Annotated in this window: 12 protein-coding genes, 3 pseudogenes and 1 riboswitch; of the genes and pseudogenes, 2 read left to right on the top strand and 13 right to left on the bottom strand. The window is 42.2% G+C overall.

All coding sequences use genetic code 11. The features are described 5' to 3' along the window. Positions 1–59 precede the first annotated feature (59 nt). The 4 genes from JCM21738_RS03570 to JCM21738_RS25290 form a co-directional block, all read right to left on the bottom strand. A complete protein-coding gene (locus JCM21738_RS03570; protein ID WP_023625777.1) occupies positions 60–632 on the bottom strand; it encodes a YflT domain-containing protein in 573 nt (190 codons plus the stop codon). 143 nt (positions 633–775) lie between these two features. Continuing rightward, positions 776–1,918 (bottom strand): trans-sulfuration enzyme family protein, encoded by a 1,143-nt coding sequence (locus JCM21738_RS03565; RefSeq protein WP_023625778.1) that lies wholly within the window; start codon positions 1,916–1,918, stop codon positions 776–778. A gap of 66 nt (positions 1,919–1,984) precedes the next feature. After that, a riboswitch (SAM riboswitch) is annotated at positions 1,985–2,088 on the bottom strand. A gap of 40 nt (positions 2,089–2,128) precedes the next feature. Further along, the gene (locus JCM21738_RS25295) at positions 2,129–2,557 is read right to left on the bottom strand and encodes a CBS domain-containing protein (RefSeq protein ID WP_052019554.1); all 429 of its coding nucleotides are present in this window, start codon (positions 2,555–2,557) and stop codon (positions 2,129–2,131) included. Beyond that, positions 2,547–3,395 (bottom strand): hypothetical protein, encoded by an 849-nt coding sequence (locus JCM21738_RS25290; RefSeq protein WP_052019553.1) that lies wholly within the window; start codon positions 3,393–3,395, stop codon positions 2,547–2,549. The genes JCM21738_RS25295 and JCM21738_RS25290 overlap by 11 nt, the downstream gene beginning before the upstream one ends. A 179-nt stretch (positions 3,396–3,574) precedes the next feature. On the opposite strand from JCM21738_RS25290, the gene JCM21738_RS03555 reads away from it, so the two are divergent. Further along, the gene (locus JCM21738_RS03555) at positions 3,575–4,441 is read left to right on the top strand and encodes a YitT family protein (RefSeq protein WP_232215873.1); all 867 of its coding nucleotides are present in this window, start codon (positions 3,575–3,577) and stop codon (positions 4,439–4,441) included. 277 nt (positions 4,442–4,718) lie between these two features. On the opposite strand, the gene ypzF is transcribed toward JCM21738_RS03555, so the two are convergent. The 4 genes and pseudogenes from ypzF to JCM21738_RS03540 form a co-directional block, all read right to left on the bottom strand. Continuing rightward, positions 4,719–4,853, bottom strand: a complete 135-nt coding sequence (gene ypzF, locus JCM21738_RS26570; protein ID WP_023625781.1) for a protein YpzF — start codon at positions 4,851–4,853, stop codon at positions 4,719–4,721. Between the two features lie 24 nt (positions 4,854–4,877). Further along, positions 4,878–6,363: pseudogene (locus tag JCM21738_RS03550) on the bottom strand (amidase family protein). A gap of 166 nt (positions 6,364–6,529) precedes the next feature. Further along, complete coding sequence (locus JCM21738_RS03545; RefSeq protein ID WP_023625784.1) at positions 6,530–7,672, bottom strand: DEAD/DEAH box helicase; 1,143 nt, start codon at positions 7,670–7,672, stop codon at positions 6,530–6,532. A 316-nt stretch (positions 7,673–7,988) separates the two neighbouring features. Beyond that, a pseudogene (locus tag JCM21738_RS03540) lies at positions 7,989–10,368 on the bottom strand (immune inhibitor A domain-containing protein). Between the two features lie 410 nt (positions 10,369–10,778). On the opposite strand from JCM21738_RS03540, the gene JCM21738_RS03535 reads away from it, so the two are divergent. Next, positions 10,779–11,831, top strand: coding sequence for a M20 family metallopeptidase (locus JCM21738_RS03535; RefSeq protein ID WP_023625786.1), 1,053 nt, complete (start codon positions 10,779–10,781; stop codon positions 11,829–11,831). Between the two features lie 30 nt (positions 11,832–11,861). Here JCM21738_RS03535 and JCM21738_RS03530 read toward each other — a convergent pair whose 3' ends face one another. The 5 genes and pseudogenes from JCM21738_RS03530 to JCM21738_RS25280 form a co-directional block, all read right to left on the bottom strand. Beyond that, positions 11,862–13,040, bottom strand: a complete 1,179-nt coding sequence (locus JCM21738_RS03530) for a hypothetical protein (RefSeq protein ID WP_023625787.1) — start codon at positions 13,038–13,040, stop codon at positions 11,862–11,864. A gap of 115 nt (positions 13,041–13,155) precedes the next feature. Beyond that, positions 13,156–14,345, bottom strand: a pseudogene (locus tag JCM21738_RS03525) (HD-GYP domain-containing protein). A 195-nt stretch (positions 14,346–14,540) separates the two neighbouring features. Further along, a complete protein-coding gene (locus tag JCM21738_RS03520; RefSeq protein WP_023625789.1) occupies positions 14,541–15,767 on the bottom strand; it encodes an ATP-binding protein in 1,227 nt (408 codons plus the stop codon). 172 nt (positions 15,768–15,939) lie between these two features. Further along, complete coding sequence (locus JCM21738_RS03515; RefSeq protein ID WP_023625790.1) at positions 15,940–16,293, bottom strand: SCP2 sterol-binding domain-containing protein; 354 nt, start codon at positions 16,291–16,293, stop codon at positions 15,940–15,942. 388 nt (positions 16,294–16,681) lie between these two features. Next, positions 16,682–17,059, bottom strand: coding sequence for a sodium-independent anion transporter (locus tag JCM21738_RS25280; protein WP_243462882.1), 378 nt, complete (start codon positions 17,057–17,059; stop codon positions 16,682–16,684). Positions 17,060–17,110 lie beyond the last annotated feature (51 nt).

Below are 17,110 nucleotides of genomic sequence, written 5' to 3'. Positions count from 1 at the left end.
ACTTTCTAATAAAATGAAAAGGGCTGCCAAATAACTGGCAGCCCTTTTCATGACATTTTTTAAAAGTCGCGTGTGTTATCAAAACGAGTGTTGGCAGGGTTGTCCGAAGTAAGCGGTGCATCAACTGGATTGCGAGTCCTTGTGCCGTCTAAACCAACTGTTGTTGCGTCATCATTCAATCCAACTCTGTTTTCGTCGCGCTCGACAACAACTAGAATCTTGCCTTCTTTTACATAGCCTTCATAGCGATCAGCTTCATCTTCCGGAATACCCATTCCGATCAGTGCTCCAGCTAAACCGCCAGCACCTGCGCCTACTGCCGCGCCGGTAAGTGTCGCAGCGATTGGCCCTGCAGCGACAATCGGTCCAATTCCAGGAATCGCTAGTGCTCCGATGCCTGCCAATAAGCCAGTTAGGCCGCCTAATACGCCGCCTGTTGCCGCTCCTGCAGCAAGACCTTCCTCAGTCTTTGTACCGGTAGCTTCGTTGACATCGTGAACCTCATCTTTGTTTTTACTGATAACAGAAATATCATCGGTTGAGTATCCCTGTCTCTTCAGGTCCTCAACAGCCTGGATTGCGTCTTGCTCATTATCATATACTCCAACAAGATGTTTCTCATGTTCAAACATAATAAAAGCCTCCTTTAGACGAGTAGTCCTTTTAAAAATACCCGTATACAGGAGGTGTAAACCTTATTTAGAAAAATTACTCGCCGTTGTAGTAAACGGAGACAGTTTATTGAAAACGGAGGACACTTCAGTCATAGCTCAAATTATTTGCCTGCCGCTGCAAGTGCGGCTGCAAATTGCTCGATAATGTCATCTGCATTTTCAATACCAACTGAAATCCTGACCAAACCATATGTAATGCCAAGCTCTGCCTGTGCCTCTGGAGGCAGTGCTCGATGGGAGGTTTTCAGGGGATGGGAGACTGTCGTTTCGACTCCCGCAAGTGTCGGCACAATTTTAATCCATCCGAGTGACTTGAAAAACTGGTCCGTATCCACGTGTTCTGCCAATTCAATCGTCACGATCGCACCAAAGCCTTTTTCACCTTCAGCAAAGGGGTAATATACTTTCGAGACATTTTGGTGTTCACTCAGACTGTTAGCGAGCAACCTTGCATTTTCAGATTGAGCCTTCATTCTTAACGCCAGAGTCTTCAATCCCCTGCAAGTCAGCCAAGCTTCAAATGGGCTGAGGTTCGCCCCAAGATTCACGATTCTGGCCCGTGCTTCTGCGATTAGTTCTTTTTTGCCAACGATGACACCTGAAGTGACATCACTGTGGCCGCCGATGTATTTCGTCGCGCTGTGGACAACCAGGTCGGCTCCGAGTAAAAACGGACGGACATGAAGCGGAGTAGCGAACGTATTATCAACCAGAACGGTGAGTTTTCTTTTTTTAGCCAGCGCGATAACTTCCTCTAACTTTTCAACACGGAGAAGCGGATTCGTGATGGACTCCGTGTAAAGAATCTTCGTATTGTGTTTGATTGCCTGTTCGACTTTGTCCAGGTCAGAAAACGATACAAATGTCGTCTCGACTCCAAAGCGTTCAATCTCGGCTTTCAGCATATGGAAGCTCCCGCCATATACATCGTCGGCTGCAACGATATGATCGCCATTCTTCACCAATGCCAGGACCCCCGCTAAAATGGCAGCCAGGCCTGAGGAAGCTGCTACTCCATCTTCCGCATGTTCAAGTGCCGCTACGGATTGACCCAGTTCATCCGTATTCGGGTTCCCAACCCTTGAATATAAATAGTTTCCTTCTCCCTGATAAAAGCCCTCAAGCTCATCAAGATCATTAAAAGTAAATGCAGACGTCTGATAAATTGGTGTCGCCTTGCTTTTGATTCCCTTTTGCTTCGTATGTATTGAATGAAGTACTTCTGTTTCAAATTTTTTTGCCATTTTGTCACCTGCTTTTAAAATATTAAAAAACCCCTCCACATCAGGAGAGGTTCTGTCGCATAGCCTCTCTTATCTTCAGAATACAATCTTAAGGACTTAGCGCTTTTCATTATGAACATGAAGGTTGCCGGGCTTCACTGGGCCTGTCCCTCCGCCGCTCTGGATAAGAGTTATTTCGGATTTAAAAATAGTTTTAATAGCTGCAGTATATCAATTTAGCCATGATATCGTCAATGAACTATTCGTGTATAAACTGCTCGAGCTCTTGTGTGTCAATCTTCGGGATCGCCGGCTTTTCGTCAATAACAGTTCACACGCCGGGAACTCAATCTTCCGGATCACTGTCAAGTAAGTCCCATGCGTAATTACGCCGATTGGCTTTCCGTGGCGGTCCCCCGTTTCCGTGATGATGACCGCCTGCAGTTTCTTGCCTCTTGTATGGTAGCGTTCAAATAATTCTTCAATATGATACAGAGACGCATCTTCATCAACAAAGGTCACAAAGTAATTTTTCCCTTTCGTTAACAGCTCTTTTACACGGACATCCTCAAAATGGACCACACTGTCGGTAAAATGCTTCGCCATCCACTGGATAATCTCCGTTGAAGTCAGTAAGGCAATATACTTATCATCTGTCATAAACAGGGAATCTTGTAAAATCGAACTTATTGATGACCTTTAGAACATCTTTAAGATACGCATCTTCGTAATAGTAGAACACCGGGCTAGTCGCAATCGATAAAGCTGTCTGCGGCTTTTCAAACTCCTTGCATATCTCCTCAATTCGTTCGACCACCTCAATGTGAGGCTCAGCAATATAATAATCCGCATTCACACGCTCATGGACAATCGCATTCCGAAGCTTCGCAAACTGGTGCAGCTCACTTTTATACTTGCGCACCAATGAATGATTTTTATAGCCGGAGTACAGAAGCTCGACAAAGGCATCGCTGTCTGTCCCCTTCACCATTTCTTTCAAAGCCTTATGAATCCTGTTAAAAGCTGTCTCAAATTTTCCGGACTGCTCCTTATGCTTTACGTCGTGCTTTTCTGAAGCTTTTGCGCCTGATTCCTGATTTTGATTGGTTGAATTCTTACCGCCATCATTCTTGCGATTTTTCCCGTTGCCGTTTTTGGATTGGTTAGAAAATGATTTGTCATTGCTGTTCCAATTTTTGGATGAGTTGCCATTTCCATTGCCAGCCTGTTGGAAAGATGACTTGCTTTTATGGTTTTTAGAAGAAAAATTAACTTTTTCTTTTTTTAATTGGTTGGACGGCTTCCCATTTCCGCTTCCTTTATTGCCATCATGTTTTTGATTATATTCATCAACCCGCATCAATCTGTCATCTTCTATCTCTTGCGGCTTAGAATTGGTTCTCCTATATGACTTTCTGTTATTTTTACCAGTCTGATGATTCTTCTTGTTTGTTGAACCAGACTGATTATTGGATTTATGTTTAACCTGGTTAGCCAAAATAGCCCCTCCGTAATTTCAAATAACTTCCCCTTCTCATTACCCCAATTACCGCTTTTATTAATCATGGATATATAATGTAAAAATACCAGATATACTTTATTTTTGATACAATAAGTATAGTACATACATTACTAATTCATAGAAGTTATTATTAATAGAAAAGGGTTGGATATTTGGTGCCTGCAAAGAAGAAAAAAAGAGTGGTCAAAGAAATCAAAAAACTTATGACGATAACGATCGGGGCAATTATCGCGGCATTCGGTCTTGATATGTTCCTTGTTCCTAATGCGATTCTTGACGGAGGGGTCATCGGGCTTTCGATCATCGCGGCGGAGCTTACTGACATCTCGATGAGTATTTACCTGATTTTGTTCAACTTGCCTTTCCTTTATATCGGGTATAAGAGGATGGGCTTGAAATTCACGCTTCGCACTTTATATGGAGTCATTATTTTATCCGGTGCGACTGCTTATTTACACCACTTTGAACCTGTGACGGATGATTTATTTTTAGCAACCATCATCGGAGCGGTTATCCTTGGTACAGGTGTTGGTTTGGTCATCCGGTCAGGCGGCGCACTGGATGGAACCGAGATCATCGCCATCCTTGTCAGCAAAAAGCGCCCAGTTTCTGTCGGGCAGATCGTCATGGTCATGAACTTGTTCATCTTCATCCTGGCAGCTCTGCTCGTGTTCAGCTGGGAAACGGCCATGTACTCCATCATCACCTATTTCATCGCCTTCAAGATGATTGACATTGTCGTCGAAGGGATGGAAGAGCTAAAATCAGTCACAATCATTTCCGACGTTCCTGAGGAAATCGCTGAAGCCTTGCTCAAGCAATTGGGCCGTGGCATGACCTATATCCAGGGCCAGGGTGTTTTTTCGAACGAACCAAAGAAAATCATCTACACCATCGTCAGCCGGATTGAATTATCCACACTCCGCTCAGTTGTCGATGATATCGATCCGAACGCGCTGGTCGCGATTGAGAATGTCGCCGACGTTTCGGGGAGTAACTTTGATAAGAGCGGCGGGCATTGATAAAGGGATAGAAACCTTGTGAATTAGCAGTTGGCCGAATAATCCTTGAATGTGGTCGAAAAAAATAAAAATCCGCCAATATATTTCTAAATGTGGTCGAAAAAACTTCAAATATGGTCGAATTATTCTAAAATATGGTCGATTATTTAATTTTTCGCCAATAAATTTTTGAATAGGCTCAATCTATGATTGATTTCATAGGAATTTATCCTGTTTTTGATATAAACAGCTATAAAAAGTGCCCTGGCGAAGAATCGCCGGGGCACTTTGCTGTAGTTTAATCAATCGGATTGTTGAATTTCTTTTCTTTCTGGCCGGTTGTGAATTCGACTAGTTCTTCGGGTGTGTTGTTGCCTTTTTTCTTGTTGTTGTTGCGCTGGGCGTTTCCGTTGCCGAGCTTTTGTCTACCCATTCTACCTCGCTCCTTTTGATGGATTCATGAAGTAGTATGGATTTTTTCCCCGGCGTTTATTCTTAGTTCAGGCGCTCGGCGCACCCTGGTTGCCTGCTCGTATGCATAGGCAAGCCTGATCAGCAAGGGTTCGCTGAAGGCAGAACCCGTGAAAGTGATACCGACTGGCTCTCCTTCTTTTGTAAAAGCAGTTGGGACCGTAACGGATGGATATCCTGCTTTTGAGCCGATTGTAGAGCCATCCATCGGGAATAGTACCGCATCGGCACCATACTCCTTCAACGCATAGTCAATTCCCTTCTCCCTCGCCATGTAAAGGTTATACTCCAGTTCTTCGAGGTACTCAGCTTCATTCAATGTTCCGCTTGTGGCTTCAGATTCCAACAGCACTTCCTGCCCGTACTTCAGCATTTTCTCTCCATGCTCATAATTGAATGCAATCACGTCAGCAAGCGTCCTGACAGGAACATTTGTGCCAACCCATTTAAATAAGCATTCAAATCAGCTTTGAATTCATAACTCAGAACCTTATAGCCCCATGTCGCCTTCGCTGCCGGGATTGCTGCTTCAACTACCTCGGCGCCAAGCTCTTCTAATTTTTCAACCGCTTTTTGAAAAATTTGCTCCTGTTCCTGAGTCCATTTTCCAATATACTCTTCCCTGGCAACAGCAATTTTCGTTCCTTTAAGTGCTTGACTATCGAAAAGAGAATCATGGTCGAATTCAGGTAAAGTTACCATCGTTGCCGGGTCTTGTGGATCTTTGCCAGCAATCGCTTCTAAAAGGTAAACCGCGTCTTTTACTGTTCTCGCCATCGGTCCAGCCGTGTCCTGCGTGTGGGCAATTGGAATGATGCCGCTGCGGCTGACCAGGCCAACTGTCGCTTGATGCCAACCAGTGAATTTTGTGAAGCAGGATTTAAAATCGAACCATCTGTTTCTGTTCCGACCGCTACTGCAGACAAATTGGCAGCAATTGCTGCGCCGGAACCTGCACTTGAGCCGCCGACATCAAATTTCCCTGGACCGTACGGATTCAGCACCTGGCCACCGCGGGAACTGTAGCCAATCTTCATGCCATTTGCCATGAAATTTGCCCACTCCGTCATATTCGTTTTGCCAAGAATGACCGCGCCTGCTTCCCTCAGCTTCGCAGCAACAAAGGAATCCTTCCGGGCAAAGGAGTCTTTCAATGCGAGCGATCCAGCACTTGTATGCATTTTATCGTTTGTATCAATATTGTCTTTTACAAGGACCGGAATGCCGTGTAAAGGGCCTCTTGGACCTTTCTGTTTTCGTTCTGCATCCAGGGCGGCCGCAATCTGCAGGGCATCTGGATTCAACTCAAGCACTGAATTCGTTATTTTATCAAAGGCAGCAATACGGGCCTGGTACATCAGGACAAGATCGTGCGAAGACAGCTCGGCCTTCTCCATTTTTTCCTGCATCAGATCAATTGTCGCTTCAGGCAGCCACTCTTCCATCAATTTATTTAGACGTGGATTTTTCAAGTTCAACAATTCCTTTCAAAAAGGCTATGTAATTTCGGCTGTTGATTTCAACAGCTGTAACAGAGCCTTCAAAAATAATCTACGGAATATATTCTGATTTTCATCCTAAAAAACCTTTAAATGCAGTAAAAAAGCTATAGGAAAAAGTCCTATAGCTTCGAAACAATTATTCTGGGTCAACAATTTTACCACCATAAAATTCTTTTTGCACTGGTGTAATATTAAGTGCATTGCAGAATCTTTTCAAATCGCGTTCTTCACGTTCGTTGACGATTGAGATGACGGTCCCTTCCGCGCCAAATCGGCCTGTGCGTCCGGAGCGGTGGACATATTGGTCCTGCTCTCTCGGGAAATCATAGTGGACAACGTGAGTAACACCTTTAATATCCAAGCCACGTGCTGCGACTTCGGTGACAAGCAGCATTTCGCTGTTGCCGTCCCGGAACTTGTTCAAATAACGCTGACGGTCCTGCTTGTCCAAATCACTGTGCAGCTGGCCGACGTTGATGTCCTTGAACTTCAGTTTTTCAGCAGCGATGGTCAGGTTTGCGATATCCTTGATGAAAACGAGTGACTTCGTTCCATCCAGGCGTGCAATCTTCTCAAGGACTTTGATTTTGTCACGCTGCTCGCTGACAAAGTAAATATGCTCTACTTTGGCAGCATCAATTGTTTCGTCCTTTTTCACATTGATAATCTCTGGATCTTTCGCCAATCTCTTGATTGACTTTTCAACCGTCTCCGGGAGAGTTGCTGAAAATAGCAGTAGCTGTCTTTGGTCAGCAAGTGTCGACTTTACAATACTTTTTACCGTTTCATTATGCTCCTGGGTTAGAAGCTGATCGCCTTCATCAAGGACGACTGTATGGACTTTGTGCATTTTCAGCTTTTTCTGCTTGATCAGTTCATTCGTCCGTCCGGGAGTTCCTACAATGATATGCGGGCTCTTTTTCAGCTTGTCAATCTGACGCTTTAGGTTCGCTCCGCCGATAAGGCTCGCCGATTTGATACCGCTGCCTTCTCCCCACTTCTGGATTTCGGAGAGGATCTGCATGACAAGCTCCTGTGACGAAGCGAGGATGACTGCCTGTGTATTCTGCATATTAGCGTCGATTTTATTTAAAACAGGAAGCAAGTACGCTAAAGTTTTTCCAGTACCTGTCGGAGATTCCCCTACGACATCTTTTCCTTCTATTATTAATGGAATCGCCGTCGTCTGGACAGAAGTCATTGCTTTGAATCCAGCCTTCTCCCAGGCTTGCTGCAGGAACGGTTTCAATTGTGCGATAATTAGTTGAGTTTCTGACATGATTTTCTCCTTCAGTTAAACATTCTAGTATTGATACTAGCTAAAACACGATTATAAGTCCAGTATTCCCCTGAAAAATGGAGTTTTGCACCTTTTATTATAGATTGTTTTTTGCCTGATTTGATTTTATTGGCGATTTTTATTTTTTTAATGGCGAAAATTTAATTTTATTGGCGGTTTTCACAACTTTATTGGCGAAAATTTTAATATATTGGCGATAATCCATTTTTATTGGCGAATTGGAAAAAAACACTGATTTTTACCAATTACAAAAAGACATCGAGCGAGAAACCGCCCGATGTCTTTAAATTCATTCTTATTTATGGATCCAAACTGCACCAGCAGAGTTATCTTTCGCTTCGCCGATGACCCGGAACTTCAATCCGTAGTTAGGCAGCTTTTTACCTGCATCCGGAATCAGTTCGTTGATGTACTTATTAGAGTCATCAAATGTTGTCACACCAGGAAGTCCTTCGTAGTCAAACACTCCGCGTGATGGAGAATCCACTGTCCAGGCAGGTGCCTTATCCAGTGAGAATGCTGCGTCAGAAATTTGATAACGCGTGCTGCTCTTTACAGAATCCTGGCCATTCAGCGTGCCCACGATTGCTTCTGGATGAGAGTCAACAACCCCGATGAAGCCTTCGCCCGGGTGGACGCCAACCCAGTTGTCTGTAAAGCTGTCGTCACCGTACCAAACAACCATACCAGTGTTGTACTTCACGCCGCGGCCGGCAATCAAGCTTTATCAGAGCCAGCGTAGTTCCTCCACTCAAGGTAGTAGTAGTGATCTTTGTCAAACAAGCCGTTTGTTGAGATAAAGCCATCAAGAGTCACTTGTTCAGCGCCTTCTGCATCGTCAGAGAAAGCAACTTCTCCGTCAACAGTCAAGCTTAGGTTGTCCATTGCAAAACCTTCTGGAGCAAGACCGCCGTCAGTTACATAATCAAAAGTCAGTTTCACTTTCTGTCCTGCGAACTGGCTTAGGTCATAAGACTTGTCTTCCCATTCGCCTTGAGTCGTTTCCATGCCGCCAGCAGTGTTTTCGTCTCCGATTACATCCAACTCAACTTCTGTACCATCTTCTGTTACTGCATTTACAAATACATAGTCATAATCGAATTCTACTTCGTACCATGCTTTGTAGTCGAAAGTAGCTGAAGTTGCCGCTGTCAGATCGAATACAGGTGTTTCCAATGCAGTGTGCAGGTCATCACCTTTTGTGCTGTAGTAGTACTTCTCACCGAAAGCTGGCTCAATGCTTGAACCTTTTTAGATGGTAGGTTCACTTTTACAATACCGTTATTCTTTGACTTCGTAACGCTCTGGTCGATGACTGCTGTCAGACCATTTTCGTCGATGTCTTCATAATCTACTTCCGTAATGTTAGCCCAGTTGCCGCCCATGATCTTCTGGAAGTATTCTTTGTTCTGTGGAGAGAAGCTCGTAGGCTCTGTCCCTGCTACTGCTCCATTCCAGCTGCCGCCGCTCATGATTGACCATGATGCAACTGGCTCGCCTTGTCCAGTGTACTGTGTGTCGTACTCATCTGGAAGGCCTAAGTCATGACCGAATTCGTGTGCAAATACGCCAACCGCTCCATCTTCAGGCTCGATTGTGTAGTCAAATGCTGCCATTTTGCCGCCCCAGTAATTAACCTCTGCAGTTGTATTGTCTACTGCATGAACTCCATCCAAGACCCAGCGGTGTGACCAGATTGCATCGTCACCTAAAGCTCCGCCGCCAGCTTCCTGGCCGACACCTGCATGAAGGACCATCAAGTGATCAACAAGACCGTCCGGCTCGTTTTGATCTCCATCGCCATCCAGATCATAAAGATCGAACTGGTCGAACTCGGAAAGATCTGTGCCATTAGCTACTGCTGCTGCTAATGCATCTTTTACAAAATCACGCGGTCCATCTTCACCATTATTATCATGACCGCCTTCAGGATTGTCATCACCGTAGTCAGCAGCATTGCCAGGTACAGTGACCCAATCAGTAACATGTCCGTCAACTGTGTAGCTGCCGCCAGACTGTTCTTCATAATACTGCTTGAATGTCTGTACCTTTTCGCCATTGAATATTGTAAACTCTTCGTCACCGAACAGAATTTTTTCATAATGCTCACGGCTGAAGTCATCTGAGTACATATAGCCTTCTTCTTGCTCAATGCTATTGTGCTTGAAGTCTGCGAATTCAGCCAAAAGAACAAGAACTTTGTCTTCCCTGACTGTACCATTGTAAGCAGCCTGTTTCGCAGGATCTACTTTCGCGTAGCCTGTTGGCTTGCCTGCTTTGAAGTTGTCATGCCCTTTTTCAAGCTGTTTAGTCAGCTTGTCCTTTTGCTTTGTCAAAAAGTCCTTTGACTTCTTGGCCATCTCATCCTCAGCAGTGTGCTTATCCGTCTTGCCCGCTTTAGTACCCTGCTTCTTCTTGATATATTCTGTTACCGCTTTGTTGACTTCTTCCGGAGAAGCGCCTTTCGCAATCAGGCCTCGCTCCTGTAGAGCCTTTGCCAGGCGATCCTGGTCAACGATGTGTAAATCGATTGGTGCAGACTCAGGAGCTGTTGCAGCTGCTACACTCTTAGGAGCTGCAGTTGGTCCAGCAAACGAACCTGCAAATAAAGTAGAAGCGAAGACAGCACTAGCTGCCACGCTAGAAAGAACCTTTAACGAACTTTTCTTCTTCAAAAAGATAACCCCCTGCTATTTTCCAAGTTTCGAATTTTCATATTTTCTGAAGACTCTGATTTGAATTGTAGCAACCTTTTAAAATATTGTAAATTTTTAAAATATAGTAATATTTATCTATAAAGTCAGCTGTTTTACGCCTGAAAAACTTAATTTTAAAAAGAAACTGCATCATTCATCCTGTTTTCATCTCAAATGTAAGAGTAAATGAAACTATTTTAATAAAGTTTTATATTGGGAAATTTTCTTCGTGTCTCTAAATTTGATTCGAATGGACTAGCAACAAATTAGTGATTTCTTAAAAATAATTAAGGAATTAATCTACGTTAATTGGTACTATTTACATTAAAGATTGAATTCCACTGCCTGTGGTAATGTACTATAGAACCTTTTCAAGGAGTGTTTGGACTATGAAAGAATTATTGAAAGAATTAATCCTGATTGACAGCTCCACGAAAGAAGGTGCCAATCAGGCGGTAGAGTTCTGCAAGCAATGGCTCATTGAGCATGAATTAAAACCGAATTTGATTGAAAACAATGGCTATAAAATGCTGGTCTGCGAGATTGGCGAGGGTGATAAAACAATCGTATTCAATGGACATGTTGATGTGGTCAGTGGTAAAAAAGAACAATTCATTCCTGTTGAAAAGAATGGCCGGATCTACGCGAGGGGCGCAGCTGATATGAAAGCGGGCGTTGCCGCGATGATGGTGGCGATGAAAAAATTGAAGAATCAAAAACTCGGAGTGAAAATCCAGCTTCAGATTGTTTCGGACGAAGAGATTGGCGGGATGAATTGTACCGGATACCTAGTCGAAAATGGCAACCGCGGTGATTTCGTCATCTGTTCTGAGCCGACGCAGCTAGGAATCGCACTACAGGCAAGGGGTGTTTTAAGAATCGAAGTCGAGGTTAGCGGAAAGTCGGCTCACGGCAGCAGGCCTTGGGAAGGTGAAAACGCGATCGTCAAAGCCTATCAAATTTATGAAAAGCTGCTTCAATTACCTTTTACAAAGGAAAGCTCGGATTTCTATCAATCACCATCTATCAATCTAGCGATCATCTCGGGCGGTGAAGTTTTCAACAAGGTACCTGATCATTGTGTCATGTCCCTTGATATCCGTTATCTTCCTGGACAAGATGCCGATGTGATTGTGAAGCAAATCGAAAGCATCTCGGATGGTAAAGTTACCGTCAGTCTTAAAGGAATCCCCGTAGCGACAAAGCGGGATGATCCATTCATCACCCAGCTGAAACCCGTTTTGGAAAAGCATATTGCTGGTGAAGCAGTGATTTTCGGCCAGCACGGTGCAGCAGACACCCAGTATTACGCAGCACACGGAATACCGGCAATCGAGTTCGGGCCAAGCGGGGCAAACTGGCATGGAGATGACGAATTCGTCGAACTGGAATCGCTGGAAAAGTATAAAGAGATTTTGATAGATTACGTTAAATCTTATTAAAAATTAAAAGACAGCCACTCGGCTGTCTTTTTAACTGCTAAAACGATATTTCTTTGTCCATGAGTAAATCAATAAACCTAAAACTAACAATATTTGCAGCAAAAAGACAACCGAATCCCAAAAACGGATGCTGGTGATTGGTTCAAAGAATCCCGGCAGCATGATTTGATTAATAGCAAATATCATTTGCGGGATGTAGTAGTAAGCAGTGATGATTAATGTAAGTAAAATGCCTGAAAGATAAAAACTGGCATATGTGCGAACGAATTTCTCTTCTCCGGCGAATGTTTCCGTTTCTGGCACCCTGAGAAAAGGCAGCCATTTCGCTAAGAAGTTACGCCCATTTTCCATCAGATTGTAGCAGCCAGTTTGGTTTTCAATGACATAGTACAGGTCGGTCTTCATGAACACAGCAGCCTGAAAGATTAGGCGGATGAATGTGTTCAGCACGACCAGCTTCAATATACCCATTGTCAGGCTATTTTCGGTCACAGAAATCTGGGATGCCAATGCCAGGAACAAAACGACGATATCAAAATACATCCCACCAAGGAATAGCTTATTTCTCTTTTCAGCAGGCAGTTTCCAAACCTGGGACATATCCGTTTCCAACACCACAAAAAACAGACGGTTCCCCACCTCTATTTTTGCAGGCAACCCTTCGGACCGGACGGCAAGCACATGGCCGAATTCGTGGAGGATTACAAGGACAAAGCTAATTACAAGCAAGGCCAGGACATTTTGGAACATCAGGTCAAATACAAAAATATCCGAGTAGCGCGGGAATAAATCTGGATTAAACAGGATTAACCCTGTACTTGCTATGAGTAAAAGAAAGTACAGCTTTGAACTGATTGAGTTGAAAAAGTAGTGGCCTAGGCTTTTTGGAATCCTGGTAAAGGTAGAGTTAGAATGATTCACATAACTTCTTTGGATAGGTATACCATCAATTTCTTTCACCAATTCAAGTTCTAAGAGTTGATTAATAAATCCCATCACGTCAATATCTTCATTCGGATACCAGTCATTCAAGGACTTTTCAATTTCCATGAGAGGAATTGCTTCGTTCAATAGCTCTATAGCCGTAATACAAACCTCTGGCATTTCGTAGAAATCTCCTGTAGCTTCATCCTCCACAATATAATGATGTTTATCTTTTCTCACTTTTAGGGGAAGCAATGATATTTCTGAAGCATAGGTAATTCCCATATAAGCCTCCAGTTTAAAGAAAGGAATCAGGCTATAAAGCTGATCCCTTTCTAATACTATTATAAAAGAATGCACCACCAGCAAGTAGTCTTTACTTTTTTTAGTTTGCGAATCTTCATCCTGTTACCTCCTCTCTATATTTATAATCTTCACTTGAAAGGGTAGTAGACCAATCGTAACTCTGATGATATTGAACCCATTTAGGGAAGATCTTTTTAAACAATTCTACTAATTGAGGATCAAATTGAGATCCCTGTCCATCTATTATTCTAGTGTATGCCTCATCAACAGTGAGTGCGTTCCGATAGGACCTTGATGATGTCATTGCATCAAAAGCATCTGCAATAGAAACAACCCGTGCTAAAAATGGTATTGAATCTCCCTTAAGACTTTCTGGATATCCCTTACCATCCACCTTTCATGATGGGACATTATAACAGCTATACTACTTTCTAGACCCTTCACTTTAAGGATTGCATCCGCACCAACCGAAGGATGTGTTTTGATTACATCAAACTCACTTTTCGAGAGCTTTCCTGGCTTCATTAAAATAGAGTCAGGTATATTAACCTTTCCAATATCATGCAATAAACAAGCGTAGTTAAATGCACTTAGTTCTTCTTGAGAGAACCTACCCGTCTCTCTGGCTAAAGTTTGAGCATAATGTGCTACCCGCTCACTATGTCCCCTCGTATATGGATCCTTTAATTCAATAGTAGCTATTACTCCCTTAACAATACCTTGCAACTGATAATCAAAGGATTCTTTAATGGCTTTTAGATAGCTTTGAAAGCGAATTAAAATTAAGTAAGCTATCCCACTCAATATTAATACCAACACGATAGGCCCAATTGTATTTTCGGAATCTAGATAAAATCCAAAAAAAGCATATTTAAAAATTAAAGTGCCGGTTACTACCCTAAAAAAACGTGTGTTAACAAAAAATGGAGTAAATAATACAGCTATGACTTCTACGGCGTTTCCACTTTGATATTCGAGATTACTTCTTGAATAAATGAAAATTTCACTTAATATTGATGTAAGAAAGTATCCAATTATAAAAACGTATTTAAATATGTAAATTTCTTCTTTCCTTTTCAATAAAATGTAAATCGGTAAAACAATAATTAGCCAAATATAGACCCAATAATTTCTTTCTCGTGGTAAGTTTAAGTCTATGTTCTTATAAAAGCTATGATAAAACACTTCATATATTAGATAGACTGTATAAAATAAAACCAAGAACCACTTCAATGCTCTTTGCTCTTCATAAATGAATGTTTGATTAAATTTCTCGTTATACATATTGGTACCTCTCGTTCGTTCAACTATGCTACCCTTGTTATCGCCCAATTTAATGCTAAATTAATAGCCTATAAACTCCTAATCAAAAAGATGAGTATTTATACCTATTAAACTTTCTACTAAAAGTGACATTTTACCCCATTATAAACCAAAAGGACTATTCAAAGAATAGTCCTTTTGGTTTATTTATTAGGTTTAAAGGTAGACTGGGAGTTTTACCTCCACAGTCGTACCCTTGTTTAGTTCGCTCTTTATCTCAAATTGTCCATTATGTTCTTCAATTATCTTCTTAGTCACCATCAAACCCAGACCATTACCGTTTTCCTTAGTTGTATAGAATGGTTCACCGACCTTCTGTAATTTGTCGGGTTCAATGCCACAACCTTCGTCCCGAATGGATACCGTGGCAATTCCATCTTTAACTTGAGATGTAATTTTTACTGTTCCTCCATCTGGCATTGATTCCATCGCATTCTTGATTAAATTAATGAATACCTGCTTTAATTGATTTTCGTCACATATTAAACCAGGACTATCGGCAAGATCCAACTCAATATTAATATTCATTCTATCGGCATGAGGTTCAATTACCACAAGAACATACTCAATTATTTCTCTCGAATTTTTCGTACTTTTCTCGGCGGTATTAGGCTTACCTAAAATCAAGAGGTTTGTGACGATCGAGTTTATCCTGTCAATTTCACTTAGCATAATAGGATAATAGTGATCGTCATCTTTGTCTTTCTCCTGCTGGAGCTGTGTGAAGCCCTTTAATGAGGATAACGGATTCTTTATCTCATGTGCAATAGCTGTTGCCATTTGGCCAATAACAGCTAATTTCTCCTTCTGCCTCAAGTCATCATGAATGGATGTTATTGCTGTTATATAGGATTGGAATCTTGATAACAGCACCCATGTTATTGATGAGATAAAAATAATAAGAGCAATTGGAAAAATTACATTATTGGAGTTGAACAAGATTCCATCCAGAAGATATTTAACAAAAAATCCAATTGACGTCACCAGGAAAAATCGTTTATTAACAAATATTGGCGAGAACAAAATAAAGTAGATCTCGAGAATATGCCCGCCTGTAAATTCCTTATCATTATCCCAGAAAATCATGGCATTATTAATAATATCGAGGAGCATGAAACTAAAAATATACATATATTTGATTTTTTCCGGTGTGCCTTTTCTTATGAAATAAATTGCAACAGGGAGCAATAACAAGAGAAGAAAGTGCATAACGAATCCCATACCGCCTTCAGGAAAACCAACCCTAGAGCCATTGTAATAAGGTAACAGGAAATAGTAAGCCATATCATATGCAAATAAAATAATATAAAAAGTCCACAAAAAGAACTTAACTGCTTTTACTTCTTCATATACTAAAACCGAATTTTTTTTGAGTGGATTCATTTGAATCTCCTTAAATCTTAAACTTGATAGCCTTATTATATCAGGATGTGTCATATCTTGTTACTTTTTGTCTCATAGTGCGGTAAATTTTCAATAAATATTTTTTATGTTGTTAAAGGAATTTTTTATGGAATGGGAAAGGACCAGGCTTCATCCGCCTGGTCCTTTGTTGTTAAGCTGTTTCGCTTAGATTGTATTCATTGAGGATTCCTTCGAGTTTGAGTGCGAGTCCCATGCTGCCTTGGATTTTAAGTTTTCCTGTCATGAAGGCGGCTGTTCCGTTGAGTTTGCCCATGATCATCTTCTTGAAGTTTTTGTCTGAAAGCTTCAGGGTGCAATCTGGAGTGCCTTCCATTCCTTCAACCACACGGACAGTTCCGTCAGAAATGAATAGCTGGAACGTACCGGTGTCGTCGCCTGAGATATCATACTGATAAACAACATTCATGCCTTGAATCGGCTCTGGCCTTTCTTTCATGACCCTTTCGATTTCCTGCCATACTTCTCTGACCGACTTGTTTTCCATTATCATGGCCCCCTATCAACCTATTTATTTCCATCATACCCGACAGAAGTCCCAGGGGCAATCAGAAAACGAACGTATTATCTGATAATCCCCTATATTTTACGGGTTGCTTTTTGCTTAACTGCCCGTACTCGCGAAAGCCTTCAAGCCTCTATTCCAAAATGCATAGGCAAGCACGCAGCAGACAATGAAAACCATCAGAAGAACGCAGTCAACATTGGAGCGGTCTTCGGGCAGCGGACGCAGCTGTTATTCCTTACGGTTTCACCGCATTCTATCCGGCGGCCTATTTTATTGACAAGTCAGGCTACAAGGAATTCGCGCTCTGGACGCCAGTTGCAGCGATTTGGCAACAGTATTGTAAAAAAAACACGGAACCTGATTTTACTCAGGCTCCCTGAACTAGGTTGTTATTAAACTTTAAATACGTGATTAATTCTTCTTGGGTTTCAAAGTGTCCGGTTGTGCCAAATTCATGGAATATATTCATCTTCCGCAGGATCCCGCCAAGGTCAAGGTCGTTGCCGACAAGGTAAAGATTCTGATCTCTCTCTTTCAGTTGTTCCTTTAGCTGCAGCAGAGGCAGTGCAGCGGAAGCATCAACAACCGTTACTTTTTCTATATCTATAACTATATCAGGACTGCTATCCGAACTAATTGTCTTGGTTATTAGCTCTGTAGCCCCAAAGTAAAGTGGTCCTTCCAGGCTATATACCTTTAAACCATTATCCGTTTTATTATTAATCTTGAAGCCTTCCTCACTCATCCGCTTCATGAAAATCAACGCGCTCATTACGATTCCGACACCAACCGCAAC

It is taken from the genome of Mesobacillus boroniphilus JCM 21738, from assembly GCF_000517385.1.
Taxonomy (GTDB): Bacteria; Bacillota; Bacilli; order Bacillales; family Cytobacillaceae; genus Mesobacillus; species Mesobacillus boroniphilus.
This window is presented reverse-complemented; position numbering and strand designations above follow the sequence as displayed.